At 58.2% G+C, this 25,976-nt stretch carries 24 protein-coding genes; 14 read left to right on the top strand and 10 right to left on the bottom strand.

The window, feature by feature from the left end:
• Positions 1-162 precede the first annotated feature (162 nt).
• From HNQ59_RS08785 to amaB, 3 genes are read left to right on the top strand one after another with little or no spacing between them, the layout of a single operon-like run.
• Positions 163-987 carry a DUF1338 domain-containing protein gene (locus HNQ59_RS08785; protein ID WP_184037903.1) on the top strand — a complete coding sequence of 275 codons (825 nt, stop codon included), beginning with the start codon at positions 163-165 and terminating at the stop codon, positions 985-987.
• Positions 959-2,158: a saccharopine dehydrogenase family protein gene (locus HNQ59_RS08790; RefSeq protein ID WP_184037905.1), complete on the top strand. Its 1,200-nt coding sequence runs from the start codon at positions 959-961 to the stop codon at positions 2,156-2,158. The genes HNQ59_RS08785 and HNQ59_RS08790 overlap by 29 nt, the downstream gene beginning before the upstream one ends.
• Positions 2,155-3,708, top strand: a complete 1,554-nt coding sequence (amaB, locus tag HNQ59_RS08795; RefSeq protein WP_184037907.1) for an L-piperidine-6-carboxylate dehydrogenase — start codon at positions 2,155-2,157, stop codon at positions 3,706-3,708. Before HNQ59_RS08790 ends, amaB begins: the two co-directional genes overlap by 4 nt.
• 48 nt (positions 3,709-3,756) lie before the next feature.
• Here the strand turns inward: amaB and HNQ59_RS08800 are convergent, their stop codons facing one another.
• From HNQ59_RS08800 to mltB, 3 genes are all read right to left on the bottom strand, one after another.
• Positions 3,757-4,704 (bottom strand): lipase secretion chaperone, encoded by a 948-nt coding sequence (locus HNQ59_RS08800; RefSeq protein WP_184037910.1) that lies wholly within the window; start codon positions 4,702-4,704, stop codon positions 3,757-3,759.
• A 1-nt stretch (position 4,705) separates the two neighbouring features.
• Entirely contained in the window at positions 4,706-5,674 is a 969-nt protein-coding gene (locus tag HNQ59_RS08805; RefSeq protein WP_184037912.1) for an esterase/lipase family protein, read from the bottom strand.
• Between the two features lie 300 nt (positions 5,675-5,974).
• Positions 5,975-7,042 (bottom strand): lytic murein transglycosylase B, encoded by a 1,068-nt coding sequence (gene mltB / locus HNQ59_RS08810; RefSeq protein WP_184037915.1) that lies wholly within the window; start codon positions 7,040-7,042, stop codon positions 5,975-5,977.
• Between the two features lie 31 nt (positions 7,043-7,073).
• Between mltB and HNQ59_RS08815 the strand changes: the two genes are divergently transcribed.
• On the top strand, positions 7,074-7,460 hold the full coding sequence (locus tag HNQ59_RS08815) for a VanZ family protein (RefSeq protein WP_184037918.1): 387 nt from the start codon (positions 7,074-7,076) through the stop codon (positions 7,458-7,460).
• 146 nt (positions 7,461-7,606) lie between these two features.
• Here HNQ59_RS08815 and HNQ59_RS08820 read toward each other — a convergent pair whose 3' ends face one another.
• Positions 7,607-7,840: a hypothetical protein gene (locus HNQ59_RS08820; protein WP_184037921.1), complete on the bottom strand. Its 234-nt coding sequence runs from the start codon at positions 7,838-7,840 to the stop codon at positions 7,607-7,609.
• Positions 7,841-7,935: 95 nt separating this feature from the next.
• Between HNQ59_RS08820 and HNQ59_RS08825 the strand changes: the two genes are divergently transcribed.
• From HNQ59_RS08825 to HNQ59_RS08835, 3 genes are all read left to right on the top strand, one after another.
• On the top strand, positions 7,936-8,382 hold the full coding sequence (locus HNQ59_RS08825; RefSeq protein ID WP_184037924.1) for a PliI family lysozyme inhibitor of I-type lysozyme: 447 nt from the start codon (positions 7,936-7,938) through the stop codon (positions 8,380-8,382).
• A gap of 38 nt (positions 8,383-8,420) precedes the next feature.
• The gene (locus HNQ59_RS08830) at positions 8,421-8,966 is read left to right on the top strand and encodes an HD domain-containing protein (protein WP_343074223.1); all 546 of its coding nucleotides are present in this window, start codon (positions 8,421-8,423) and stop codon (positions 8,964-8,966) included.
• A gap of 484 nt (positions 8,967-9,450) precedes the next feature.
• Positions 9,451-9,927, top strand: coding sequence for a hydrolase (locus HNQ59_RS08835; RefSeq protein WP_184037926.1), 477 nt, complete (start codon positions 9,451-9,453; stop codon positions 9,925-9,927).
• A gap of 160 nt (positions 9,928-10,087) precedes the next feature.
• Here the strand turns inward: HNQ59_RS08835 and HNQ59_RS08840 are convergent, their stop codons facing one another.
• Entirely contained in the window at positions 10,088-10,999 is a 912-nt protein-coding gene (locus HNQ59_RS08840; RefSeq protein WP_184037929.1) for a recombination-associated protein RdgC, read from the bottom strand.
• A 301-nt stretch (positions 11,000-11,300) separates the two neighbouring features.
• Between HNQ59_RS08840 and HNQ59_RS08845 the strand changes: the two genes are divergently transcribed.
• Entirely contained in the window at positions 11,301-15,311 is a 4,011-nt protein-coding gene (locus tag HNQ59_RS08845; protein ID WP_425491374.1) for a Pls/PosA family non-ribosomal peptide synthetase, read from the top strand.
• Between the two features lie 71 nt (positions 15,312-15,382).
• On the opposite strand, the gene HNQ59_RS08850 is transcribed toward HNQ59_RS08845, so the two are convergent.
• The gene (locus HNQ59_RS08850; protein ID WP_184037934.1) at positions 15,383-16,474 is read right to left on the bottom strand and encodes an AI-2E family transporter; all 1,092 of its coding nucleotides are present in this window, start codon (positions 16,472-16,474) and stop codon (positions 15,383-15,385) included.
• 140 nt (positions 16,475-16,614) lie between these two features.
• On the opposite strand from HNQ59_RS08850, the gene HNQ59_RS08855 reads away from it, so the two are divergent.
• Entirely contained in the window at positions 16,615-17,223 is a 609-nt protein-coding gene (locus tag HNQ59_RS08855; RefSeq protein WP_184037937.1) for a glutathione S-transferase, read from the top strand.
• A gap of 22 nt (positions 17,224-17,245) precedes the next feature.
• Positions 17,246-18,499 carry a GGDEF domain-containing protein gene (locus tag HNQ59_RS08860; RefSeq protein ID WP_184037940.1) on the top strand — a complete coding sequence of 418 codons (1,254 nt, stop codon included), beginning with the start codon at positions 17,246-17,248 and terminating at the stop codon, positions 18,497-18,499.
• Here HNQ59_RS08860 and mnmA read toward each other — a convergent pair.
• Genes mnmA through HNQ59_RS08880 form a run of 4 tightly spaced genes read right to left on the bottom strand, consistent with a single transcriptional unit; the run spans position 18,489 to position 21,177 of the window.
• Positions 18,489-19,553, bottom strand: a complete 1,065-nt coding sequence (mnmA, locus tag HNQ59_RS08865; protein ID WP_184038065.1) for a tRNA 2-thiouridine(34) synthase MnmA — start codon at positions 19,551-19,553, stop codon at positions 18,489-18,491. The genes HNQ59_RS08860 and mnmA overlap by 11 nt on opposite strands.
• A gap of 20 nt (positions 19,554-19,573) precedes the next feature.
• The gene (locus HNQ59_RS08870) at positions 19,574-20,161 is read right to left on the bottom strand and encodes a cyclase family protein (protein WP_184037942.1); all 588 of its coding nucleotides are present in this window, start codon (positions 20,159-20,161) and stop codon (positions 19,574-19,576) included.
• Entirely contained in the window at positions 20,158-20,619 is a 462-nt protein-coding gene (locus tag HNQ59_RS08875; RefSeq protein ID WP_184037945.1) for an NUDIX hydrolase, read from the bottom strand. Before HNQ59_RS08875 ends, HNQ59_RS08870 begins: the two co-directional genes overlap by 4 nt.
• A gap of 12 nt (positions 20,620-20,631) precedes the next feature.
• Positions 20,632-21,177 carry a DUF805 domain-containing protein gene (locus HNQ59_RS08880; protein WP_184037947.1) on the bottom strand — a complete coding sequence of 182 codons (546 nt, stop codon included), beginning with the start codon at positions 21,175-21,177 and terminating at the stop codon, positions 20,632-20,634.
• A gap of 142 nt (positions 21,178-21,319) precedes the next feature.
• Here HNQ59_RS08880 and HNQ59_RS08885 point away from each other — a divergent pair, with 142 nt between their 5' ends.
• The 4 genes from HNQ59_RS08885 (at position 21,320) to HNQ59_RS08900 (ending at position 25,960) form a co-directional block, all read left to right on the top strand.
• Positions 21,320-22,186: a CPBP family intramembrane glutamic endopeptidase gene (locus HNQ59_RS08885; RefSeq protein WP_184037949.1), complete on the top strand. Its 867-nt coding sequence runs from the start codon at positions 21,320-21,322 to the stop codon at positions 22,184-22,186.
• A 121-nt stretch (positions 22,187-22,307) separates the two neighbouring features.
• The gene (locus HNQ59_RS08890) at positions 22,308-22,925 is read left to right on the top strand and encodes a flavin reductase family protein (RefSeq protein ID WP_184037951.1); all 618 of its coding nucleotides are present in this window, start codon (positions 22,308-22,310) and stop codon (positions 22,923-22,925) included.
• Positions 22,926-23,121: 196 nt separating this feature from the next.
• Complete coding sequence (dusA, locus tag HNQ59_RS08895; protein ID WP_184037953.1) at positions 23,122-24,159, top strand: tRNA dihydrouridine(20/20a) synthase DusA; 1,038 nt, start codon at positions 23,122-23,124, stop codon at positions 24,157-24,159.
• 169 nt (positions 24,160-24,328) lie between these two features.
• On the top strand, positions 24,329-25,960 hold the full coding sequence (locus HNQ59_RS08900) for a response regulator (protein WP_184037955.1): 1,632 nt from the start codon (positions 24,329-24,331) through the stop codon (positions 25,958-25,960).
• The last annotated feature ends 16 nt before the right edge of the window (positions 25,961-25,976 follow it).

The following is a 25,976-nucleotide window of genomic DNA, read 5'->3' on the forward strand; positions in this document are numbered from 1 at the left end:
CTCCTGGTAAACCCTAGCAATCAAGCCTGCGGGGCTTGACAAAGCGTAGCGGCAAGCACACACTTTTACGCGCAAATTGTATATACATTTGAACCGGCCTGACAGCAGCTTTCGTCACCACCCGGCAGGGATGATCGTCCCAAGGAATCGAGATAGGTACACATGAATCTGAATACGTTTTATCAGCTGCTGTGGCAGGACTATGTTCGTATGGCACCGCAGGCCGAGCAAATCCACGCATTGTTCAAAGCAGACAATCCCGAGGTCTACAACGATCACGTTGCTTTCCGCACCTTCAACCGCGCACCGATCAATCTGGCACGCCTTGAACAACATTTCTTCAAGCTGGGTTACCGCAGGCTAGAGCCCTATATCTTTGAAGAAAAGAAGCTTTCTGCCTGGGGATATGTGCATGACGACCCTAAGCAGCCTCGCATTTTCCTGTCAGAACTGCTGGTTGAGCAGCTGAGCCCGACCGCCCAGGGCATCATTGACAAAATGTGTAGACAAATAGACGAGGGTATCGCTGATATGATTGATGTGTTCTGGTCTGGCCCACTGTGGGAGATGCCCAGCTGGGACGAATACCAGACGCTGCTCGCAGAAAGCGAATACGCCGCTTGGCTGGCTGCCATTGGCATGCGGGTGAATCACTTCACCATTTCCGTCGATCACTTGGTACGCCCCACTACGCTGGCTGAGGTGATCGATCGCGTCGAACACGCAGGCTTCGCCATCAACAGTGCTGGCGGCAAGATCAAAGGCACGGCTACCCAACTGCTGGAGCAGGGCTCCACACTGGCCGACCGCATGCCCGTCACCTTTGGCGATGGTAGTGTGCATACCATCCCGACCTGTTATTACGAATTCGCCAAACGCTACCCCGATGCGGACGGACAGCTTTACCAGGGCTTCATTGCGGCCAGTGCCGACAAGATTTTCGAGTCAACCAACGTGAATGTGGCGGGGGTTGCGGCTGGCAGTTAGGTGCTGCAGATCACCCCACCACTCAAAGAAAGCAACAGGAGACAACACCATGTACCCGATTCTTATCGTCGGCGCCGGCAAAATCGGCGCCAGCATTGCCAAACTGCTGCACCACAGCGGTGATTACAAGGTGACCGTAGCTGACCGCGACCAGGCTGCGCTGGAGCGGCTGGCCAAATATGTACCGGTTGAAACCACCTTGCTGGATGTGAAGTCTCCCGAGGATTTGGCTCGCGCACTGGATGGTAAGAAAGGCGTGCTGTCGGCCTGCTCATTCGACATCAACCCAGGCATTGCCGAGGCTGCGCTGCATGCGGGCGTCTCCTATTTCGACCTGACAGAAGATGTCGAAACCACACGCCGTATCCGCGAGCTGGCCAAAGAGGCCAAGCAGGGCCAGATCTTCATGCCACAATGCGGGCTGGCACCGGGCTTCATCGGCATCCTCGGTTATGCATTGGCCAAGCGCTTTGACAAGCTCGACAGCGTCAAGATGCGTGTCGGCGCACTGCCTCAATACCCACACAATCACCTGAAATACAATCTGACCTGGTCCACCGATGGCTTGATCAATGAATATTGCAACCCATGCGAGGCCATTGTCGGTGGCAAGCCGATCGAAGTATTGGCGCTGGAGGGGCTGGAGCATTTCTCGCTGGATGGCCTGGAATATGAAGCATTCAATACGTCTGGCGGCCTGGGCACCCTGTGCGAAACGCTGGATGGCAAGATCAATGAGCTGAACTACAAGACGGTCCGCTACCCTGGCCACCAATACCTGATGGATTTCCTGATCAATGGCCTGAAGATGGGGTCGGAAGTCGCTCGCCGCAAACAGCTGAAAGAGATCATGGAGAACGCGCTGCCGATCACCCGCCAGGACGTGGTGTTGGTGTATGTGTCCGCATCAGGCTGGAAGGATGGCTTCTATATGCAGGAAACCGATGCACGCAAGATCTACCACCAGGACATCCATGGCGAGCACTGGTCGTCGATCCAGCTGACCACGTCGGCAGGGGCAACTGCAGTCATCGACCTGCACCGCACCGGCAAATTGCCCGGCAAAGGCTTTGTCAGCCAAGAACAAGTCAATCTGGACGAATTCCTGGCCAACCGCTTCGGGCGCTACTACTCCACGGACTCCGAACACGCAGAAAAGGTCAAGTTATGAAACTCGATACCCAGTTGATCGCGGCCCTGGGCCTTGGCAAATATCTGCAAGGCGAGCAGTGGGCCAGCGCCATCATCAATGGCGAAGCTGTCTTCGACAACGGCCCGGCCAAGCCCCTCCGTTCACCGATCGACCACGCATCGCTTGGTCAATACGTCAACGCCCCAGCAGCAATTACGGAGCAAGCCATCAAGGAAGCCCACGCCGCTTTCCTGAAATGGCGCACGGTGCCGGCCCCCCGGCGAGGTGAGCTGGTACGACTGATTGGAGAGAAAGTCCGCGCCAAAAAGAAAGAACTGGCACAGGTCATCACGCTGGAAGCCGGCAAGATCGTTGCCGAAGCGGAAGGCGAGGTGCAGGAATGGATCGATATCTGTGACTTTGCAGTCGGCCTGTCTCGACAATTACATGGTCTGACCATCGTGTCAGAACGCCCTGAGCACCGCATGATGGAACAATGGCACCCACTGGGCACCGTCGGCGTGATCACTGCTTTCAACTTCCCACAGGCCGTGTGGGCATGGAATGCCATGCTCGCCTTCGTATGTGGCGACCCCGTGGTGTGGAAACCCTCTGAGAAAGCCCCCCTGTGCGCCCTGGCGATTCAATCGGTAGTGGACGAGGTGATTGCCGAATTCGACGGCGCACCACGGAGCTTGTCACAGATCGTGATCGGTGAAGTCGAAACCGGCAAGCAACTGGCCGAATCCCCGCTGGTCCCGCTGGTTTCTGCCACTGGCTCGGTCCGCATGGGGAAAGCCGTCGCGGCTACAGTTGGTGGTCGTCTAGGCCGCTCACTGCTGGAGCTGGGTGGCAATAACGCCATGATCGTCACTGAAACCGCCAACCTGGAGCTGGCATTGCGCGCCATCGTGTTTGCAGCAGCCGGCACAGCAGGACAACGTTGCACTACCTTGCGCCGCCTAATCGTTCAGGAATCGGTGGTGGATCAACTCCTGCCCCGCATTGCCAAAGCCTATGAAACCCTGCCGATTGGCGACCCGCGTGAAAGCGGCAAGCTGGTGGGCCCATTGATCGACGAGCCATCCTTCCGAGCCCAGCAACAAGCATTGGCCGATGCCAAAGCCCAGGGTGGCGAAGTGGTATTCGGCGGCGAACGGGTGACAGCAGGCGTACCAGCCAACGGCTTCTACGTGCGACCCGCTATCGTGCGCGTCAACGGCAACCTGCCAGTGGTCTGCCACGAAACCTTTGCGCCCATCCTGTATGTGATGACCTACAAGACGCTGGATGAAGCCATGGCGCTGCAAAACGGCGTACCACAGGGTTTGTCGTCCGCCATCTTCACAGATCGCATGCAGGAAGCCGAACGGTTCGTATCTCCCGCAGGCTCGGACTGCGGCATTGCCAATGTCAATATCGGCACCTCCGGTGCCGAGATCGGTGGCGCATTCGGCGGTGAAAAGGAAACCGGCGGCGGTCGCGAATCCGGGTCGGATTCATGGAAAAATTACATGCGCCGTACCACCAATACCGTCAACTATGGCAATGCGCTGCCATTGGCGCAGGGCATCAAATTTGATGTGTGACGAGTAGTGGCAGTTTCAGCAAAACGGGCCGCCAAGGCCCGTTTCAATTCAACCACCTTCATAGGCTGAAAGTCTGAGCTGCTCTTGATCAGAGAAATGCTGCGCACGCAGCCGCTGCAATGCCTCCTGCTGTTGTGCTGCGGCCAGCCCGATTTGCAGAATGCTTTCACGCTCGGCTCGATAACCTGCGATACGCCGCTGCCACTCTGCCTCCTCCTGGTCCAACTTAGCCAGGCGGGCGGCGGCCTCTGCCCCCACCTCGGCGGTACGTAATGCGTCGATCTGTGTATCACTTGCGCCCTGCTGTCGAGCCCATGCTTCCTTTTGTGCCAGCGCGGCATGCGAGGTGGCCGCTTGCTGTGCGGCCCGCTCATTGGCGGGTAATTGATCCACCAATGCCTGTAGTTGCTGCGACTTCGCCACGGGTGACAAGCTGGCATCCTGCTCAACTTGCATCTGCGCCAGTGCAATGTCATCGATCTGATCGGCTTCCCCAAACAAAGCGTAGCTGTCGATCGGCGTGAAGAAATGGGCACGCAGCTGCCGGATCGACATCAGGCGCGCTTTGGCGGACTCAAATGTGAGCGCCTGCGATTCCAATCGCGCCCGTTTGCCACGTTCGGCCAAAGCAGTCTTGAATTCAAGGTATTGCACCAAGATCTGCTTACCCCGCAGGGCATGCTCTGGCAGCAGCTCCTGATCCATATCCTGCTCGATGCGATGACGGATCACCGACAACGGCTGCTCACCCAGCGTGGCCAGGTAATATTCAAACCGCTGGATCAGCCCTGGCCCGACTACCAGCTCCCCCTGCCCCTGACGGATCACGCCATCCTTCACGGTGCCGGTCAACGAGGCTGCAAACTGGTTTGTCTTGGATGGCGCGGTGGGTTGGCCATGTGGCCCCGCCGCAATGACAGTATCCGTCTGGTTTGTCATGGCCAGCCCCATCCCCAGCGCGGCGAGCGTGGCAACGCCGATCCAGATGGTTTTCATGTCATAGGCCCGCATTCTTCAGCCGGTTGGCATGCTGACGATAGACAGTCAGTGGGCTGGTTTCAGACAGATGAGTGATACCGAAGAAACCATTGATCTGATCGAGGTGGTTCATCTTGTAATCCACCCGGATCACCTGCCCCAGCCGCTGGGAGCAGGTGTCCACCAGGCCATCATTGGGCACGCCATGAGCCAGCGACAACAAGCCAATCGGGCCATCCAGCGGGTCCAGTACGTTGGTCACTGGGCTACTCCCTCCCCAGGCGTAATAGCGAACGCCATTGACTACATGCGCTCCCTCACCACACCCATGTGGCACGCCGGCGGGGTATTTGGCATTGAATGTGGCCAGACCTTGTGTGGTCAGGCCATCCAGGGCGGCAATGGTATTCTGGGGCAGGTGGTCACTGCCGGTGGCAAAAGTCAGCATTTTGACAAAAGCACCCGCCACTGCCGCAGCCACGGACTCCGACACTGAGCCCGGGGGCGCAACCTTGCGCACGATATCCGCCACTCTGGAGCCAGCATTGACCCCGCCAACACTGGTGACCGATGCCACCAGGTCTGGCCGGACAGCAGCTACATATCGGGCGGTCGGGCTGCCCTGGCTGTGGCCAATCAGGTTGATCTTTGCGGCCCCAGTCTGGGCCAATATCCGCCTCACTTCCGCCAACAGCTGCTCGCCCCGCACCTCGTTGCTGTTGGCGGCGGACACTGTCGAAACAAATACACGTGCACCATCCCGACTCAACTCACCTGGCACCTTGTAAAAATAATTGGCCCCCAGAAAATGATCGAATCCGAAAAGCCCATGCACCAACAGAATCGGGTATTGCGTTTCGGTATACCCAGATGCCAGCCCCGTCTGCGGCAACCACACAGCACTTGCAATGACAGCTGCACCAAGTATGGCTCTATGTTTCACGCTGCTCTCCTGAATATGTTTTGCCCATGGCGGGCAGGGCAACATCAGGGTAGAGCCAACATTTTCGAAAGTAAATAGTCAACATCCCACAAAAAACATGATGGAAAATCAGCACATGATGAATATGGGAAATACACAGCAGGCTGGCCTGACAGAAACTGCCGTGCCACCGCTTATTACCCATATCCATTCTTAATTAGATAACCATCCAGGCAAGACGCCCACAGAAAATTTTCTTGCTTCTGGCCACGCCATATTGAGGTGTTTTCTGCGACTACACATGAGGCGGGGAGGCTGTCTGGCGTGTCCAGAAGGAAATTGCCCCGCCTCAAACAGGGCAGGGATTCAGCTTGCTGCTCGCCCACGCCTGGCGGGCGGGCGGCTTGACCGAGGTGGGGCCGCCTCGATGGGGTCGTCATAGGCGATGCGCAGACGTTGCGCCAGCAAATTGACCGCCATCGCATAGTTCACACTACGGTTATAGCGGGTAATCGCATAGAAATTGGTCAATCCAAGCCAGTATTCGGTTACGCCAGGGTCGGTTTCCAACATGAACACCACCGCAGGCTCGTTGCCTGGTAGCGCGTTGACAGGTTTGATCCCCATGGTGGCCAGCTCATCGATGGTGTAATGCAGGTTGAATTTATCGGCCAACAATTGCTCCACCTGGTTGCCGGAAACCTGTGCCCTTACCGCCACCATGCCGTCCGCCTTCCAGCCATATTGGTTGAAATAGGCCGCCACGCTGCCAACGGCATCTGCTGGATGCCCCCAGATATCGCGTCGCCCATCACCATCCAGGTCGATGGCATATTTACGATAACTGCTGGGCATGAATTGCGGAGAACCCAATGCCCCGGCATAGGAGCTTTTGAGTGTCAACGGCGGCTTATTTTCTTCCCGCGCCAGTAACAGAAACTGTTCCAGTTCCTGTTGAAAATACTCTGCTCGACGCGGGTAATCGAAAGCAATCGTCGTCAAGGCATCCCAAGCACGAAAGCTGCCGGCATTACGCCCGAAATTGGTTTCCACACCAAGGATGGCCACAATGATCTCTGGCGGCACGCCAAACATCTGCCGTGCCTTGTCCAACCAGACCTGATGCTGCCGCCAATAGGCTACGCCGTCACGCACCTTGGCATCAGTGAGAAAATTGGTCTGAAACTGGTACCATGGGCGCGAAGTCGCCGGTTTGTCCAACACATTCAGAATGGTGGGCTTGAATACCGCCTCGTTGAACAAATCGTATAACCCCTGACGATCGAATTGATGTTGCTCCACCATACGCTCGATAAACGACATGACCTCTGGTCTGTCCAGCAGGGCGGGCACGACCACCTCTTCAGCTGGTGTGGTGGGCACGACCAAACAGGTGAATAAACAGGCAACAGCAAATCGGAGAGAGCGACGCATACAGTTTCAGGCTTTGAGGTATGATGAATAAATGATGTCACATAACACGCTAACACGCATCTGGCTGATCGCAGGCTGGGGCATGATCGCATTGGTCTGGTATCTGTGCCTGATCCCCGCCCCGCCTCAGCTGGATATCAATCATGCAGACAAATTGGAACACGCTGCCACGTATATGTTCCTGATGTTGTGGTTTGCCCAGCTCCAACCACCCCGCCGCCGCCGTCAGGTCATCATGTGGGGCTTGATCACCATGGGCATCGCCATCGAATTCGCGCAGAAAGCAACTGGATACCGCAGCTTTGATATGTGGGACATGCTGGCCAATGGTACAGGCGCCGTGCTGGGCATGCTGTTGTCGCACACCATGTTGGGCAGGCTGCTACCTGGGCAACAACGGCACGCCACCGCTGATTGATCACGCATCCAGACTGCGCATGCCTGAACGATATGCAGAACGTTCAAAGCAGATAAAGCGCTTGGCCGCTTCCCAGGCACCTTTGAGCTACGTAACCCGCTTGGTCATTGATCCGCTTGCGCTTTGCTCTGGTCATGTCCCCGTGTCTATGGCTCGATCTGATCGGCCAATTCACGGGATATCAACCCTAAAATATTTTCCCTTCTCACCAATGTGAACCATTGATGAGGTCGCTGTGTCTTCAACAATGGCCACTCGCTCAACGCACCACCCTGAGCCACGGTCAGCACCACAAAGGAGGAGCACAGCCACCAGCCGCCATTGGCGACAACAACGGGCTCCAGTAAACTGCACCCCATCAAGGTCAGGCCATTGCGCATGGCCTGACCACCTCAGTCACGCGGGACTGGCCATGCCAGTACGTCAATTTGAACATCCCCCAGATCAAGGCCATGAGCCAAAAGGAGAAGTCATCATGAGAGTATTGATCACAGCAATGGTGTTGCTGTTTACCACTTCCGTTCATGCTGCAGAGCCAGAACGCTTTGTTTCGAAGATCACACTCCCAACTGGCAACACAGTGGTCGTGGCAGAAGGCGATTTCGAGGCTCGATCGCTTGGTAGCTTCAGTGTACGGCTCTATGACGCCGCTGCGGCTCCGGATGAAACGACATTTTTCACGTCCGGACTCATCCGCCCACGTGACGGCACCATCGAGAAGGTCATGCTTGCCGATATCGATGGCAATAAGCAGCCGGAAATCATTGTCGTTGTACGTTCCGTGGGCTCCGGAAACTATCTTTCGGCGCATGCGTTTTCGGTAAATAAAGACAAATTGGTCTTTCGCGCAGCAGTAGGAGAGCTCGCAGCAGATGCCAATCCAGTGGAGGCACTCCGGAAAGCCAAGAAGTCGAAGGGGTGATTCGACACCCAGGCAGCAGCCATGATGGTGGGCCCAGCGTGCGGCCCACCACTGGACTGGCATGCCAGACACCCCTCTCCGCCCGCGAGTTCGCCATCACCGCTCACGGCGAACAGATGTATGGGGCGCAGCCATATGTCTTTCACCTCGATCAGGTGGTCGAAAACCTGGCAGGTTTTGGGCCGTTGGCTGAAACCATCGGTTATCTGCACGACGTGGTTGAAGATACCTCCACATCGCTGGATGAAATCGCGGAAAAATTTGGCGCATTGGTAGCGGAATGTGTGGCCTTGTTGACAGATGAGCCGGGCTCTGACCGCAAGGAACGGAAGGCGAAAACCTATCAAAAGCTTGCTAGTGTGAGCGGGCACGCAGAGCTGGCGTTGATCGTCAAAGCAGCGGATCGGCTCGCCAATGTCAAAGCCTGCATCGCAGACAGAAAGACCTCGCTGTGGAACAGGTATCGCGAGGAACACCCCGCCTTTCGAGCAGCGGCCTACCGATCAGGTCAGTGCGAGACACTGTGGAGCCAGCTCGATCACCTGCTTCGGGAGGACGCATTCGACGCTGGTATTGAGATCTGACAGCCCCGCCCTGCCAAACCGGCGCGGTCAGATCAGCTTGCAACTACCACGGGTGCGACAACTGAACAGGCGTTGCGGGTGTGGCATATCCAGCTCCGTTGACACGCTTTCATATCATTCAAACCTGGCCTTGTCCCCAAGCATATTTCGGCGCAAACTGGAGACGGTCGCCCTTCCAATCAGCTCTTTACCGCCGACGATTTGGCTGCCACGGCATGCCCCTATGGCACTGGCAGCGGACGGCATGCACGCAGAGCGCCTCTGCTGCGCGTTCTCAGACAAGCGGTACGCAACAGGCTGTTTGTGAAGGAGAAAAAATCTGTGCTTAAGCACGCGAGTGGTCATATCTTCCGTCATCTGGACGCATCTCGGCATCTGCACGGACAGCCTATCCAACTGAATCGTCAAACGCAAGTGAAGCTTCCCCACGCTTGAGCTGACCTGCGCCGGCAGGCGGCACAAGCCCGTTTACAGGAGACTGCACATGGAGCCGAGCACAACCCGCGAATGCTGCCCGAAGTTTGATCCAACGCCTTGGGATGGAAATCCGGTCATCTGGCATGAAAAAAAGTTCGTGAAAGACCACGTCACGAGCTTCCTGCATATTCCGCTGAATTATGGTGCGGTGATGGCCCGGAATCTGGAGGCCATTGAAGCTGCGGGTGCCCTGCCTGAGTCCAGGCTGATCCTGACAGATGAAAATTCACTCTGGGGCGCAGATGTCTACTTTGAGGTCACCAAGGCCATTCCTTCACGCACCACCATCCAGTTGTCAGGCACCTTTCTCGCAAAAGCCTTTGAAGGCTCATATAGCAAGATCAAGCAATGGATGAGTGAGATGTCGCACTATGTAAAAGAACAGGGTAAGCAGATCGAAAAGCTGTATTTCTTCTACACCACCTGCCCGAAATGCGCGAAAAAGTATGGCAAGAACTACGTTGTTCTCATTGCGAAGGTATGACCATCCAACCGTCAGGGCAACGCTTCAGGCGCTCTGCGCTGCCGGGGCGGCTGATTGCCCACATCAAGCGCTGCCGCTGGATGGCGATGGCGCTTGATGTGGGCGCCATGCCAAGCGTCAATCCCTACCCGACAATCAGGCAGGGCGATCCGAAATCCGATCAGGTCTGCGGCATCTCACCGCCCATCACGTCGATCAACTCGGGTAGCAGGTTGGCCAGCTCACCGGTCATGATGGCGAAATTGGCGTCAAATTGTTCATCGGCATTGTCTGCGCCGCTTTCCTTGGCTTGCTCTTGCAGCATATCGAGGAAGCCCAGCTTCTTGATCTGCAGATCTTCGGTGACGGTCATTGACAGGCGGTCTTGCCAGGTGACGGCCAGCTTGGTGACCAACTTGCCCGCAGCCAGGTGGTTGCGTACTTCATCTGCGTGCAGATCCTGACGGCTGCAACGCACGACGGCACCATCTTCGCCCGGGGTTTTCAGCTCACAGTCATCATCGATGGTAAAGATGGCAGGTGGCTCGCCGGTTTGCAGCCAGTCAGTCATGATCAGGCTGGCATTGCCCTGGGTGCGCAATGGGGTGGCACGCAGGCCATCGATGCATTTGCGTAGCCACTCCAGCATCTCTTCGCCCTTTTTGGGTGAGCTGGCATCGACCACCACCCAGCGATTGGCCGGGTCGATGTAGGCCCAAGTCTGGCGCACCCGGCTGAAGGCACGCGGCAGCAGCTCTTCAGTGACGCGCTCAGCGAGATCGCGGCGCTCTTTTTTGCCGACTTTGCGATCCTGCTGCTCTTCAATCTCTGTCACCTTGACCTCCACCATTTCCTTTACGACGGATGCCGGCAGGATCTTGTCCTCTGCAGCCAGTGCGACCAAATAGCAGCCATGGACCGGGTAAACCAGCGCATCCGACAGCTTAGGACGTGGCGCGCGAAAGCCAATGGAGCTCATTTCCATCTTGCCGCAACGCTGGAACTGGGCGCGGCGCAGGCCATCTTCGATCTGGCCGGCGTCGAGGTTGAATTCGGCTTGCAGACGAAACAGTTGAAGATTCTTGAACCACATAGGCGGGATTTCCAAAATCAGGTAAAGGCCGGGCATTTTATCCCAGCCCGTGCCCGATCGCACCTGAAAGCCCATTGCAACAGGTGTACTCACCTCGCAACAGATACTATTTGGTTGACTTGCTCGCAGCTCGGCAACCGATCCATGCCATGCTGTACCATACAGGGAACCGGCCAGATGGCCGTCTTGTCCTTACCCTGATAGAGTCTGGCTGCTGTTCTGTTTGGCCATCCATACACAACAGGCGATATCTCTTTTTATAAACGGGCGATCTATCGTCCACACCCTTGATACCATGTCACTGAATATTGCGCATCCCGAGCCCTCCTCCTCCGCCCCGTCTTCACCCTTGATCATCCGTGGCGCTGACCGCCCCGATCTACTTCGGCAGGAAACGCTGGCCGATCTGTTGCAACACACCGCGAGCCGAAACCCAGACACCATTGCTCTGATCGATGGTGAGCAATCACTGAGTTATCGCGATTTGAACACACAGGCTGATCAGGTCGCCCACCACCTGCTGCTGGCTGGCGTCCGGCCAGGCGATCTGGTCGGGCTATGGTTGCCGCGTGGGATGGCGCTGTTGGTGATGCAGGCAGGCATTGCCAAAGCAGGTGCAGGTTGGTTGCCGTTTGATGCAGATACGCCCATCGAGCGAATAGCGGTGTGCCTTGAGGATGCGCAGGCAAAGCTGCTGGTAGCGGCAGCGGCTTGGCGGGATGCTGTCGCCACGCTGTCGATCCCCAGCCTGGATGAACATCAGCTAAGCCAGCCAGTGCATGGCGAATTGCAGCGCCCGATTGAGCGATTGCCCTCAGCGCCTGCATATGTCATTTACACATCTGGCTCGACAGGCAAGCCCAAGGGCATTCTGATCGACCAACAACGTATCTGCCACTTTCTGCGTAGTGAAAATGCCCTGTTGGGCGTGCGGCATGGTGATCGAGTGTATCAGGGCTTTTCGGTGGCTTTTGACATGTCGTTCGAGGAGATCTGGATCAGCTATCTGGTCGGAGCCACCTTGTGGATTGCGCCAAAGTCGCTTGCCACCAACCCAGAGGCCCTGCCGGATGCGCTGACACAAGCTGGCATCACAGTGCTGCATGCCGTGCCGACGCTGCTGGCCTTGTTCCCGCAGGATGTGCCGAGCCTGCGTCTGATCAACCTGGGGGGGGAGATGTGCCCGGCAAGTCTGGTTGACCGCTGGGCGACTACAGGCCGGGAGATGTTCAATACCTATGGCCCGACCGAAGCGACCGTCTCGGCCAGCCTGGCCAGATTACGAGCAGGGGAGCCTGTCACCATCGGCACCCCGTTGCCCAATTATGGCCTGTTGGTTGTGGATGAACAGCAACAACCTGTTCCACAAGGGCAGACCGGCGAGCTGTGCATCATCGGGCCAGGCGTGGCAATGGGTTACCTGGGCCGGCCAGATTTGACAGCAGACAAGTTTCTGACCAACCCGTGGGCCACCACGCCCCACGACCAGCGTCTTTATCGCACAGGTGACCTGGCCTATATCGATGAGCATGGGCAGGTGATGTGCCAGGGACGGGTCGATGATCAGGTGAAGATCCGTGGCTTTCGGGTCGAGCTGGGGGAGATCGAAGCAATTTTGTGTCGCCAGCCCGGTGTGGGTACCGCGGCAGTGGTACTCCGGCAGGGTGAGGGCGTGGACCAGTTGGTGGCTTTTTGGGTGGCAGAGGGCGACACGCCCCCCGACACAGCCAGCCTACGCCAAGCGCTACGCCAATCGTTGCCGCCTTATATGGTACCCGGTCGCTTTGAGCAGCAGCCCAGCCTGCCCAGGCTGACCTCCGGCAAGATCGATCGCAAGGCGCTGCGGGCACTGCCATTGGCCGCCCCCGCCCACACAGAGGACGGTGACCAGCCAGAAACACCCGCTGAAACAGCACTGTTCGCGGCCCTGCAGGCGCTGTTCCCCGGGCAGGCCATTCGGCGTGGCGCTGACTTTTTCGATGATCTGGGCGGGCACTCGCTGCTGGCCGCCAAACTGGCATCGCAGCTGCGCACCGTGCCGACTTATCACAGCCTGACCTTGAATGCGATTTACCAGGCCCGGACGATTCAGGCCATTGCTGACGCCATGACGCGGTGCGCAGGCGAGCAGCATTTGTCTGCGCCCCCCCCGCGCCAAGCCACGCCCCCGTGGCGCCACTGGCTATGTGGGCTGGCCCAGGCCGCCTCGCTGCCTTTTCTGATCAGCGTGCACATGGTGCACTGGCTGGCCCCGTTTTTCACCTATCACTTTCTGACCGGGGAGGAAGGCGACAGCATCGTTCTGGCGATTGGCGCCGCATTACTGGTCTTCCTGCTGGGGCAGATCAGCGCCTTCGCTGCCTCCATCGCGGGGCGGCGACTGTTGGGGCGGGTGGCACCTGGCCGGTATCCACTTTGGGGCATCACCTACTTCCGCTGGTGGTTGTCAGACCGCCTGCACGACATCGCCCCCCGCTATCTGCTCTCTGGCTCATCGCTGCAAGCCTGGTACCTGCGCGCCCTGGGTGCGCAGGTGGGGCGCGATGTGGTGATCGGCTCGGTCTCGGTGCGTGTCCCGTCGCTATTGCAGATTGGTGATGGCGTGAGCCTGGGCGCCTTTGTCAATCTGGAGAATGCACGGGTCGAGCGCGGCGAATTGGTGATCGGGCCCATCCACATCGGCAACGAGGCGTATATCGGCTCATATGCGGTGCTGGAGGGTCATACTGTGGTGGGTGAGGGGGGCCGCCTGGAGGGATTGTCCAGCTTGGCAGATGGTCAGCAGATGGCGGCAGGGACACGTTTTGAAGGGGCGCCTGCCCGTAAGGTCGGGTCAGTCGATCCATCCACACGCCGCCCACGCCCCGCGTTGTCTACCCGACGGCAATGTGCGGAAGCGGTCTTTTACGCGCTGGGCGCGATGTTCACGTCGGCTCTGTTTTTCATACCGATCTTTCCGACATTCATCTTGGTCGATTGGCTGGATGGCCGGTGGCTGGCCCCGTCCCTGCCCGACCACGGCCCGATGTCGGTCGCATTGCAATACTTTGTGTTGGCCATCCCAGCGAGCGCGCTGCTGGTGGTGTGCACCGCCCTGTTGTCTGCGGCGATCCGCTGGATCGCTCTGCCCCGGCTGCAACCCGGCACCTATCCAGTGCATGGCGGGGTGTATTACCGTAAATGGCTTGCCAACCAGATTCAGGAGTCGAGCCTGGCTGTCTTGCATGGCGTGTATGCAACGGTATACGCGCCATGGTGGTATCGCCTATTGGGTGCCAAAGTGGGCAAACGCGCCGAGATCTCGACCGCTTTGGGTGTCGTGCCGGACATGCTGACCCTGGGTGACGAGACTTTCATTGCCGATTCAGTCATGCTCGGCGACGAAGAGATCGACGGCGGTTGGATGACCCTCAAGCCCACCGTGGTCGGGCATCGCAGCTTTGTGGGCAATGGTGCGTATGTACCAGATGGCACATCGCTGCCGGAAAACGTCCTGATTGGCGTGCAGACCAAATGCCCGGCCACCGCAGCCATGCAATCCGGCGACACCTGGATGGGCTCACCCGCTTTGCGACTGCCCGCCCGGGAATGCCTGGCCGGGTTCCCTGACCACCTCACCTACCGGCCATCCTGGCGCAGGCGCCTGGGCCGTGCGCTGGTCGAAGCCGCCCGCATCGTATTGCCGCTGGCGCTGACCATCGGTGTAGGTTATCTGATCGTCTACACCGCCATGCCAGCCGCCGAGCGGGGTGAATGGGGCCAATTCGCCTTGCAGCTGGCGAGAGATGGCCTGCTGTATGGCTTGGGCTGCTTCGGATTCGTTTTTTTGTTGAAATGGCTGCTGATAGGCCGTTATCGCCCGCAGGCAGCGCCGATGTGGACGCCGTTCGTCTGGCTATCTGAAGCGGTGACCAATCTCTATGAGGCGATTGCCGTACCCAACTTCGTCAACATGCTGCGCGGCACCCCGATGATCGGCCCGATGCTGCGACTGATGGGGGCTCGCATCGGCAAGGGGGTATATCTCGACACCACCGACCTGACCGAATTCGACTGTGTCCACATTGGTGATGATGTCGAGATGAATGCCTGGTCTGGCCCACAGACCCATCTGTTTGAAGATCGCATCATGAAGATCGGAGAGGTGCAGATTGCCACCGGCGCCTGTGTGCGTGCCCGCAGCACCATCCTCTACGATGCGGCGGTCGGACAACATGTGTTACTGGGGCCGCTGACGCTGGTGCTCAAGGGTGAGCGGATACCCGCCCGCAGCGCCTGGATCGGCTCCCCAGCCCAACCGCACCAGATCTGAGCCCCTCGCCCCAGGGTATGGGCTGAGCAGCCAGGCCCTGCGGGCAGCTACAGTTTTTCGCCCGTCCCCCCTTAGCCGACATCTTGATCGGTTGAGGGGGCTGTTTCCTCACGGTGCTTTTCATCGTCTTCCAGATAGGCTTCCGTCAGGCTCAGCGCGGTTGCCATCATCACCGGGCCCAGCACCACCCCCAAAAAGCCGAACACCGCGATGCCCCCCAGGATGGAAATGAACATCAGCAGCTCGTTCATCTCACTGTGGCCTGACATCAGGATCGGGCGCAACAGGTTGTCAATCATGCCGATCACCCCGAACCCCAGCCCCAGCAAGACCAGACCGCTGACCAGATCCCCGGTCGCAATCAGCCACAAAGCCGTGGGCAACCACACCAGTGCGGTGCCGATGGCAGGCAGCAGCGCCAGGAATGTCATGACCATGCCCCAGAACAAGGCACCATGGATACCCAATGCAAAGAATATCGTGCCGCCCAGCACCCCTTGAGCCAATGCCACCAACAGGCTGCTGGTCACGCTGGCATGGATCAGATTGCGTGTCTGACTCAGTAGCCGGTCACGGCGCTCTACTGAAAACGGCATCAGGCGACGCACATAGTCGGCCAAGCGTGGGGCGTCGCGCAGGCAGAAATACAGCGCAAACAACGTCACCAGTAGATCGAGCAGGAACAGCGCTGATTTACTTGCCACCGCAGCCGTCTGCCCAGCGATAAACCCCGCCGCCTTTTTCATGCCATCGTTCAACATGGCTTTCAATTCCGACATCGGCGGCACCGGCAGATGCTGCTGCGCCCAATCCCAGGCCTGCGACAACACATGGGGCAACGCCGGCAGGTTGCCATTGCCCAACACATTCTGCAGCGCCGAGATCCCCTGGTAGGCCTGGCGCACCAGCTCGGCAGTCAAGCCCAGGGCAGGCAGCACCAGCAATAATGTGACCAGAAAGGTGGTGGACAATGCCGCACGTTTTGCGCTCATCCGGGCTTGCAGCTTGCGATGCAGTGGATACACACAGACCGCCAGCACGCCAGCCCAGCACAATGGCACCAGAAAGGGCTGCAGGATTTCGTATAGCAAGTAAAAGATGATCGCGATGAACAGATAGAACACGATTCGCGATAACGCATAGTGCTGGGGGTCTTTGATCACGGAGGACTCCTCATTGGCTTGATTGGATTCTATCCGATAAACGCTGACGCAACAGCGCCGCCACCGGGCGCTTGCACAGCCCGCTACGGAAGCAGGCATTGTTGCTATACTGGATTGCACATCGTTCTGACGAGCCCATCATGAAACTGATTGCGTCGTTGACCAGCCCCTATGCACGAAAGGTACGCATCGCCCTACTCGAAAAACGCCTCGACTGCGAGTTGATCGTCGATATCCCGTGGGAGGCCGATACTCATGTCCCAGACTACAATCCACTCGGCAAGGTGCCTGTGCTGGTGGCGGATGATGGGGAGGTGTTCTATGACTCCAGCGTCATTGTGGAATACCTCGATTCGGTGCTCAGCCAGCCAAGCCTGCTTCCACCACCAGGGCTGGAGGCGGTCAGAACCCGCAAACTGGCCGCGCTGGCAGATGGACTCTGCGATGCTGCGGTTGCCATCTTTCTGGAACGGAAACGACCGCCTGCGCATCAAAGCGTCGAGTGGGTCAGCCGACAGCAGCGTAAGATCGACGCGGCGCTGGCCACCCTTGAACGAGCAGCGGATGACACTTGGCTGATCGGTGGGCGGCTCAGCCTAGCCGACATCGTGGCTGGCTGTGCGTTGGGCTATCTGGATCTGCGATTGACCGAGATCGACTGGCGAGCCCGCCACCCCAGGCTCCACAGCTACTTTGATCGGCTGATGACCAGGGAGTCGTTCTTGCAGACCATGCCACCGAGTAGCTGACCCACCAGCGGGAGTCACCATTTTGCCGGCCAAGCCAACCGCCAACCCAGCCACCCCGCCCACGGCGCTGCTGCCCGCCTTGGAAGCCACGCTACACGGCAAATTCACCCATCTCCGGTTTGCGCCACCACTGGAAGCGCACTATCTGACAGACACCGCGCCCGCACGGTCACGCCGCTATGTCTTGCTGGGGCTGATCGCCGCGGTACTGTTCAACATCTTCAACTTCACTGATCAGCTGATGTTGCCGGATGTCTACCAACTAGCATGGATGATCCGGCTGACGGTGGTGACCCCGCTCATGTTGGTGATGCTCGCCTTGGGCCGACTAGGCAAGCTCGACCCCTATCTCGACGCCATGGCCATGACGCTGGGCCTGCTCTGTTGTATCAGCCTGGTGTTCATCATGAACATGAGCAGCCATGCCAACGCCATCCACTACGTCAAGGGTCTGATGTTGACTTTCATGTATGTCAGCATCGTGGTCCGCATGCATTTCTGGTACACATTGGCCAGCGCGATCTTGATCATGGCGGCAGCGGGGCCCACCATCATGTCTCTGGCCGGCAGCGCCATTGAGCTCAAGATCAACAGCCTGGTGGAGCTGACCGCTACCATGGTGATCAGCCTGATGGCCAATTACCAGATGGAATTCGAAGCACGTCGCGAATATCTGCGCAATCTACGCGAAACCCTACGCACCTCGGCGTTGGCGGCTGAAAATGCGGCGCTGTCGAAAATCGCCACACTGGATGCGCTCACCGGGCTGGCCAGCCGTCGGCAGTTCGACACGCAACTGCAGTTGATCTGGCAACAGGCTGAGCAATTGAACCGCCCCATGTCGTTGATCTTCATCGATGTGGATCATTTCAAGCGCTTCAATGACCATTACGGACACCCGGAGGGTGATCGGTGCCTGATGCAGATCGGAGAGGTGATCCGCAGCTCGCTGCAACGCCATACCGACCTGGCAGCACGTTATGGTGGTGAGGAATTCGTGGTACTGCTGAAGGAATGCGCCCCAGAGGATGCATTGATTGTTGCCAGGCGGATACGCCAAGCCATGCAGAACCGCGCCATTCCACATGCGGACTCGCCCACCGCGCAGATCGTCACGCTCAGCCTGGGGATCGCAGGCGGCATGCCGAGTGAGTTCAACACCGCCGCCACGTTGATCGAAGCGGCGGACGACGCGTTGTATCAGGCGAAATCACATGGCCGCAACCGGGTCGTCACCTTCAACAAGGCACATCTGAAACAGAACATCACTGGATAATGCCACCACCCAGGCACACGTCACCATCATAGAGCACCACAGATTGGCCCGGTGTCACTGCCCATTGCGGCGAGTCGAACAGCACCTCGCAAGTCTGATCATTGACCGATACCAAGGTGCAGGCCGCATCCTGTTGACGATAACGTGTCTTGGCGGTGTACCGGCCCAGCGCGGGCGGGGTGTCCTGTGTCCATGACAACTGTTGCGCCACCAGATCCGGCCTCAGCAGCAGTGGGTGGTCATGCCCTTGCACCACGATCAGCTTGTTGTTTGGGATATCCTTTCCCGCCACGAACCACGGCTCGCCTTGCCCGCCGATGCCCAGCCCCTTGCGCTGGCCGATGGTGTGATACATCAGCCCCTGATGCTCACCCATCACCTTGCCTTCTGGCGTCACCATCGGCCCCGGCGTGCGCGGCAGATAGCGATTCAGGAATTCACGAAATGGTCGCTCACCGATGAAGCAGATGCCGGTACTGTCTTTCTTGGCAAAATTGGGCAGCTTGGCTTCCTCTGCCAAGCGGCGCACTTCGGTCTTGCGGATATCGCCCAATGGGAACCAAGCCCGGGACAGTTGCGATTGGCTGAGACGATACAGGAAATAGCTCTGATCCTTGGTGTCATCAACCCCTTTGGCGAGGAAATGCTGGCCATCCTGCTCCACTTTGCGGGCGTAATGGCCGGTGGCAATCACCTCGGCGCCCAGGCTCATCGCGTAGTCCAGAAATGCCTTGAATTTGATCTCGGCATTGCACAGCACATCCGGGTTCGGGGTGCGGCCCGCCGAGTATTCATCCAGAAAATACTTGAATACGCGGTCTTTATATTCCCTGGCAAAGTTGACGATTTCGATGTCGATGCCGACGATATCGGCCACCGCAATCGCATCCGCCGCATCCTCTTTGATCGAGCAATATTCGTCGTCGTTGTCGTCTTCCCAGTTCTGCATGAACACGCCGATCACTTCGTGGCCTTGCTGCTTCAACAACCATGCCGTGGCCGAGGAATCCACCCCACCCGACATACCGACCACCACGCGTTTCTTACCACTCATTGCTTCCACTTTCCAATTGATCAGGCGGGGCGCCAAGCCACACGGCATGGCGAGCCACTCGTCCCCACCAACCGCAACGGCCATGCGATCAGCTCACCGCCAGGGCCAACCTTGGCCGCTGCATCTGGCTGCAGGTCTTCGACCAGGAATTTGCCATGCGCTGCCAAGGTTCGATGAAAATAAAACATATCCTGCCCGACGATGCCTGGCGCTCCATCCAGCACCCAGACCGGCTCTGGGCCAGCCAGCAAGGCATGGAACTGCTCGAATGACAACCGTGCCTGCGGGCGGAACCGGATGAACAGCATATGCGGCCCAGCTGCCCGATATTCAACCGATACATCGTGCAGCCCCACTTCGACCCAATGATAGGGGCCGACCAACCAATCCAACTCAACGTGCTCCAGCGTTTTGCCACTGGGGATGAAATGGCGTGGTGCATCGATGTGGGTACCCGTTTGCGTCCCCATGCAAAGCTGGGTGACGCAATAACCCTGCTCTGTGACATCGCACCAGGGGGTCACCTCGAATGCCGGGTCGGCATACACCGCCTCGCGATAGATAGGCAGGTCTCTATCCATGGGGCGGGTCAGATCCAACCAGCTCATGATGGCAGCAGCGTGGTCAACACGCTGAGCGGGTAGCGCCGGCCAGACAGGTAGTCCTCCACACAACGCAGCACCAGCGGGCTGCGATGCTGATCTGCACAGGCTTGGATCTCGTCCCATGTCATCCACACCGCTTCGATGATGCCCTCATCCAGCGCTTGCAGGGGGTCATGGCTCAACAGCTCACCACAGAACGCAAAGCGCAGATAGGTCAATTCGGCCTCCGGCACGGGCATCAGATACACCCCGAGCAAAGCCTGGGGCTGAAACTGCCAGGCTGTCTCTTCGCGGGTTTCGCGCTGGCAAGCGGCGGGCAGCGACTCCCCCTCATCAAGATGACCCGCTGGCTGGTTGAAACGGATGCCATGCGCCGTCTGCTCTTTCACCAACAGAAAGCGGCCATCGCGTTCGATGACCGCCGCCACCGTGACATTGGGCTTCCATCTCACCTCAGTCATGCGCCCCTACCCTCATTGGCCTGGTTGTTGATACTGGGCATGCCTTGCCTGTTTGGCATAGTTCTGATAGGCAGGAATGGCAATGGCGGCCACGATGCCGAGCAGCGCAATCAGCGGGAAGACCAGGGCAACGAATACCGTGCCTTTGCTGTGTTTCTCGGCGGGTGGGCCATATTGGTTCGGCCCCGTGTCGCCTGCTTTGAACACGAACAGTAGGTTGATCAACGGCACAAACACCATCAATGCCGCCCAGCCGCTCCAGCCCATATCATGGCAACGGCGCCGGGTGACGATCAATGACATGATCACCAGCGCCGACCAACCCAGCACAGCAACCAAACCGCCCAGAAAGGGACCAAAACTGCTGGTGGCCAACCCACTGAGTACGCCGAAAGGCACCACCACCAGAAAATAATTGGCTGTCTGAAATGCCAGATAGCGGATACGACCAATCCGACCGCGCAGGGAAAACAGACTGGGCTGATAGGTTTCATCCACCTGTCTGTCCACAGCCACATTGGGTGCCTGATAGGGATTCACGCCGCCAAGCTCAGCCATCTACGACCTCATGTCCGTTGATTTTTAAGTCGCCCATTTTATTGTATAAGCAGGTAAAGCGCGATAACACCTCACCCTCAAGTGCTGCCGCCCAACCAACACCACCAACGAACGGCCACAACATTTACCAAACCGACCCATCATGCTGCTGACCTTCCCGATCTACCTGAGCTGCCTGCTGCTGGCGCTGACCATTGCCTGGTGCTTGCTTGCACCGCCCACCCACGCCGCATTCCACGCCATACGCTGGGCTGGTGTCAGTTTGACCAGCCTGAGCGGCTGGTTGGCAGGTTTGATCACCCCAATCGGGCTTCTATCATTATTGGGCCTTGCCGTGCTCATGGCGGCCAGGGCGCGCTGCCGAATGGCTTGGCATCGAAACATGTTGACGACGCTTGCTGTATTGGCCGCCCTTGCCATGGCATTGCATATGCTGCCCGGCTTTGAGCGGGTCGTCATCTTTCATGGCATCTTGAGCGAGGGCAGCACCCCTGCGCGCATCAGTTGGACTTTGGATAAAGCACTGGCAGGGTTGATGCTATTCGGCCTGTACGTGCCCAGCACGGCCCCACGTCCAGCCAAAACCTGGCTGATATTCGCCATCTCGCTCATGTTGGGCATCTTGATGTTGGGTGTATTCAGTGGAATGTTGAATTGGTCGCCTAAAACCATCAACCAGGTGGCGCTGCACTGGCTGTTCGGCAACCTGTTTCTGACCACCTTTGCCGAAGAAGTCGTCTTTCGCCATTGGCTGCAGAACAGCCTGGCCCATCACCTCGCCCACAGACGATTCGGCACACCCATGAGCATTGCCCTGGCCGGGGTTGCCTTTGGTGTCGCACACCTTGCCGGAGGGCCATTGTATGCGCTGCTGGCCACGCTGGCGGGTTGCGCCTACGGCTTGGTCTATGCCACATTCCCGAGCCGATGGTCACCAGTGCTGGCGCACACGGCCTTCAACAGCCTGCACTTTTTTCTGTTGACCTATCCGTTGTCAGCGGGTAATTAGATCCGTTGGCAGGGTTTCCTTGGTGCCTGCCCGCTGTAAAGCAAAGGCGGTCACCCGCCATATGCAGACAAGGTGGATGGCCTACTGGGCTCTTTGATTGAAAGATCAGGTCGAAAGCACAATGTATTTCTCAGTTCAAGACAACACAGCACAACTTTGTTATCAATTGATGGCGGGGAGCATCGTCCCCAGGCCGATTGCCTGGATCAGCACCCGCAGCGCGGAGGGTATGGACAATCTGGCGCCCTATTCCTTTTTCACCGTGGCCAGCTGCAACCCGCCGGTGCTGGCCGTAACGCAGGTCAACCCCAGAGATCGGGCGGCCAAGGACACTCTCAACAACCTAAGCGCCGCTGGGCAATGCGTGGTCAATATCGTCAGCCACGACCAAGCCGCACTGATGAACGCCAGCTGCGCTGACTACCCGCCAACCATCAGCGAATTCGATGCGCTGGGTATCGCCCGCACAGCAAGCGCCCTGGTTGAACCATGTGGTGTAGCGGCAGCCCAGGTGCGCTTTGAATGCCGCCTGCGCGAGATCAAACTCATCTCAGCCGAGCCGATGGGTGGCACCATGATGTTATTGGACGTGCTCGGTATTCATGTCGATGATGCGTTGCTCGACAATGGGCAGATCAATCCAGCCCTGCTGGATGCCATCGGGAAACTGGGTGGCGATGGCTACAGCACCACCCGTGATCGCTTTGCCATGTCACGCCCGGTTTATTCAGCTGGCTGAGAGCGGCCCACACCTTGGCGGATCAGCACAGTGCAGAGTGCCAGCCAGGCAGCCGCCGCTGTCCGCCTTGACCCACCCCCATCACAGCAGGATAATTCCGCTTTTCTTTACAAACACTTACCTAAAATCCACGCCATACCTGTGCCTGAAAACCTGCCAGCGTATCGTGCGGACAGGTGAAACACTGCTTTTTCCGATGACTGCATCCCCTACTACGCTTCCCCCTCGCCGCTTTGCCATCGCCCCCATGCTGGATTGGACTGATCGGTTCTACCGCCATTTTGCCCGGCTGATCACACGCCGCACCTGGCTCTATACCGAGATGGTGACCACCGGCGCACTGATCTATGGCGAACGGGAAAAATTCCTGCGATTCGATGAGATCGAGCATCCGATCGCTATTCAACTGGGTGGCAGCGAGGTGCCCGATCTGGTGACCTGCGCCAAACTGGCTGCTGATTGGGGATATGACGAGATCAATCTCAATGTCGGCTGCCCATCTGAGCGAGTGCAATCCGGAGCATTTGGCGCCTGCCTGATGGCCGAGCCCTTGTTGGTGGCGGATTGCCTGAAGGCCATGCAGGATCGGGTCGATATTCCTGTCACCGTCAAGCACCGGATCGGCATCGACAAGATCGAGGAATACGGCTTTCTACGCGACTTTGTCGGACAGGTGCATGATCGTTCGGGCTGTCAGGTGTTCATCGTCCATGCCCGCAATGCGATATTGAAGGGCCTCTCCCCCAAGGAGAATCGAGAGATCCCTCCGTTGAAATATGACTATGTCCATCAGCTGAAGCATGATTTCCCACACCTGGAGATCCTGATCAATGGCGGCATCACCTGCCACGACGCCATTGCAAACCACCTGCAGCATGTCGATGGTGTCATGGTGGGCCGCGAGGCATATCACAACCCCTATTGGCTGGCGGAGGTCGATGCACGCTACTATGGCGATGACCGGCAGGCCCCCAGCCGGTCGGAAGTCATCCATGCCTTCATGCCGTTTGTCGAATCCTGCTTGGCGGACAACGTGCCACTGCCATTCATCACCCGCCATATTTTGGGCCTGTTCCAGGGCCAACCTGGCGCCCGCCAGTGGCGTCGGACATTGTCCGATGCGCCAACACTCAGGAAATCCGATGCCAGCGCCATCACCCGGGCGCTCGCGGTCATCGAGGCGGTTGGCCGGGCTCACACCCCACCCCCACCGGATACAGCGCCATGCACATAAGCCAACGGACCTGAAAACCGGCTTCCGGCAATGGGTTGTTTGAAATCGCACCAGTAGAACCTAAAGTAAAGGTACCACCAGCCGACCCAGCACCCTATGTACATCGCCCCACCCGCCCTCCTCTCAGGCACGCTCAGCCATCGGCTGAGCGGACATTGCGAGGTTGGGCATGGTCAGTGAGAAAACCAGTGCATTGATCATCGATGATGCGCTGACCGTGAGACAATCGCTTCGGGCCATTCTCAGCCAGCTAGGCATCACCCGTGCGGAAACCGCCTCGACCATTGGTGAAGCGAGGCGGCGTATCAATTCGACCCAATTTGACGTCATCTTGTGCGACTACCATTTTGGTGACGGCACCAGTGGCCAGGAGTTTCTCGAAGAACTGCGCAGAGACGGCAAGCTGTCGCTCTCGACCGTATTTTTCATGATCACGGCGGAATCCACCTATGAGCGCGTGGTCGCGGTGGCCGAGGTCGCGCCGGATGACTATCTGCTCAAGCCTTTCACCAGTGCCCAATTGCACGACAGGCTGGTTCGCGCCGAAAACAAAAAACAGGTGCTGTTGACGATCTACAACAAGATCGAGCGGGGTGACCTCCCTGGCGCAATCAATGCGGCCAAAGAGCTGCTGGACGTCACCAAGACCTATCGCACCGATGTGATCAGGCTGCTGGCCCATTTGCTGATGGAAACAGGGCGCGTGAATGAGGCCGGCGAGTTGTACAGCTCTTTGCTGTCCACCCGCACCGTCCCCTGGGCCAAGCTGGGCTTGGCCCGCGTATTCGGCGCCAAAGGGCAGGGTGAGCAAGCGGAAGCATTGATGAAATCCATCATCGCGGACAACCACATGTATGTGGATGCCTATGATCAACTGGCCACCCACTTCATCACCCAAGGCCGCGAAGATGAAGCCATGGCTGTCATGGAAAAAGCGCTGGCGGTCACCCCCCACAATCTGGCACGGCTGCAGCAGGCAGGCCAGATAGCCTATCGCCTGGGTGAACACGGCAAGGCCAGGGGGTTTCTGGAGCGGGCCGTCGCCCACGGCGGCAATTCCAATCTGCTTGACCCACGTGCTGTCATGTACCTGGCCATTTCCTGCTACGCCGAAGGCAAACAGCGCGAAGCCGAGAAAATGGTGCATCTGCTCACCGGGCTGGCAGAGCGCGAGCCATCCTATGAGCGGCGGATGCTGCTCGTCTTGAGCAACGCCGCGCGTGCTTGGGCGATTGGCAAGCCTGACCAGGCTGTTTTCGTCTTGAAGGAGATCGGCAATCATATCCTGACACCAGAGCTGACTTTTGAGCTGGCGGTGGACTTCCTGTCCGTATGTGCCCGCATGGCCTCGGGAGAAACAGCGGTGCTGGATTGGGCCAATTTCATCGTCAAACGCTTTGCCGTGGCCCGCGCCGCCAGTGAAAAGATGGAAATTGCCGTCAAGCAATCCAAAGAGCTGACCGGGGTCGTGCAGTTCATCTCTCAGGAAATCAACCAACTGGCCAGCCAAGGCGCCATGCTGGTCGTCCAACATAAGCTGTCAGAGGCAGCCGATCACCTGTACACCCACGCTATCGAAACCTGGAATGCACGGCTGCTGCTGGCCGCCGCCAATGCCTGCCTGCGTTGCGCCAAGGCTGACCTGGAGGACAGCTATCGCCTGGGTCATGCGGAAAAATGCGTGGAGATATTGGTGGCGCAGCGCTATGAGCCGGAAACGGTCGATCAATTGATCACCGAACTCCGCGCTGTCCGTGATCAAATCCAGCGCAAAGACCAGAACACGCCACCAACAGCTTGATCAGTCGTCGGCAATT

This window comes from Chitinivorax tropicus (assembly GCF_014202905.1).
GTDB classification, from domain to species: Bacteria; Pseudomonadota; Gammaproteobacteria; order Burkholderiales; family SCOH01; genus Chitinivorax; species Chitinivorax tropicus.

Excerpts from the sequence above, each read along its gene's own strand:
- HNQ59_RS08785 (WP_184037903.1), top strand. The coding sequence starts at position 163 with ATGAATCTGAATACGTTTTATCAGCTGCTGTGGCAGGACTATGTTCGT.
- HNQ59_RS08790 (WP_184037905.1), top strand. The coding sequence starts at position 959 with ATGTGGCGGGGGTTGCGGCTGGCAGTTAGGTGCTGCAGATCACCCCAC.
- amaB (WP_184037907.1), top strand. The coding sequence starts at position 2,155 with ATGAAACTCGATACCCAGTTGATCGCGGCCCTGGGCCTTGGCAAATAT.
- HNQ59_RS08800 (WP_184037910.1), bottom strand. The coding sequence starts at position 4,704 with ATGAAAACCATCTGGATCGGCGTTGCCACGCTCGCCGCGCTGGGGATG.
- HNQ59_RS08805 (WP_184037912.1), bottom strand. The coding sequence starts at position 5,674 with ATGTTGCCCTGCCCGCCATGGGCAAAACATATTCAGGAGAGCAGCGTG.
- mltB (WP_184037915.1), bottom strand. The coding sequence starts at position 7,042 with ATGCGTCGCTCTCTCCGATTTGCTGTTGCCTGTTTATTCACCTGTTTG.
- HNQ59_RS08815 (WP_184037918.1), top strand. The coding sequence starts at position 7,074 with ATGATGTCACATAACACGCTAACACGCATCTGGCTGATCGCAGGCTGG.
- HNQ59_RS08820 (WP_184037921.1), bottom strand. The coding sequence starts at position 7,840 with ATGCGCAATGGCCTGACCTTGATGGGGTGCAGTTTACTGGAGCCCGTT.
- HNQ59_RS08825 (WP_184037924.1), top strand. The coding sequence starts at position 7,936 with ATGAGAGTATTGATCACAGCAATGGTGTTGCTGTTTACCACTTCCGTT.
- HNQ59_RS08835 (WP_184037926.1), top strand. The coding sequence starts at position 9,451 with ATGGAGCCGAGCACAACCCGCGAATGCTGCCCGAAGTTTGATCCAACG.
- HNQ59_RS08840 (WP_184037929.1), bottom strand. The coding sequence starts at position 10,999 with ATGTGGTTCAAGAATCTTCAACTGTTTCGTCTGCAAGCCGAATTCAAC.
- HNQ59_RS08855 (WP_184037937.1), top strand. The coding sequence starts at position 16,615 with ATGAAACTGATTGCGTCGTTGACCAGCCCCTATGCACGAAAGGTACGC.
- mnmA (WP_184038065.1), bottom strand. The coding sequence starts at position 19,553 with ATGAGTGGTAAGAAACGCGTGGTGGTCGGTATGTCGGGTGGGGTGGAT.
- HNQ59_RS08870 (WP_184037942.1), bottom strand. The coding sequence starts at position 20,161 with ATGAGCTGGTTGGATCTGACCCGCCCCATGGATAGAGACCTGCCTATC.
- HNQ59_RS08875 (WP_184037945.1), bottom strand. The coding sequence starts at position 20,619 with ATGACTGAGGTGAGATGGAAGCCCAATGTCACGGTGGCGGCGGTCATC.
- HNQ59_RS08880 (WP_184037947.1), bottom strand. The coding sequence starts at position 21,177 with ATGGCTGAGCTTGGCGGCGTGAATCCCTATCAGGCACCCAATGTGGCT.
- HNQ59_RS08885 (WP_184037949.1), top strand. The coding sequence starts at position 21,320 with ATGCTGCTGACCTTCCCGATCTACCTGAGCTGCCTGCTGCTGGCGCTG.
- HNQ59_RS08890 (WP_184037951.1), top strand. The coding sequence starts at position 22,308 with ATGTATTTCTCAGTTCAAGACAACACAGCACAACTTTGTTATCAATTG.
- dusA (WP_184037953.1), top strand. The coding sequence starts at position 23,122 with ATGACTGCATCCCCTACTACGCTTCCCCCTCGCCGCTTTGCCATCGCC.
- HNQ59_RS08900 (WP_184037955.1), top strand. The coding sequence starts at position 24,329 with ATGGTCAGTGAGAAAACCAGTGCATTGATCATCGATGATGCGCTGACC.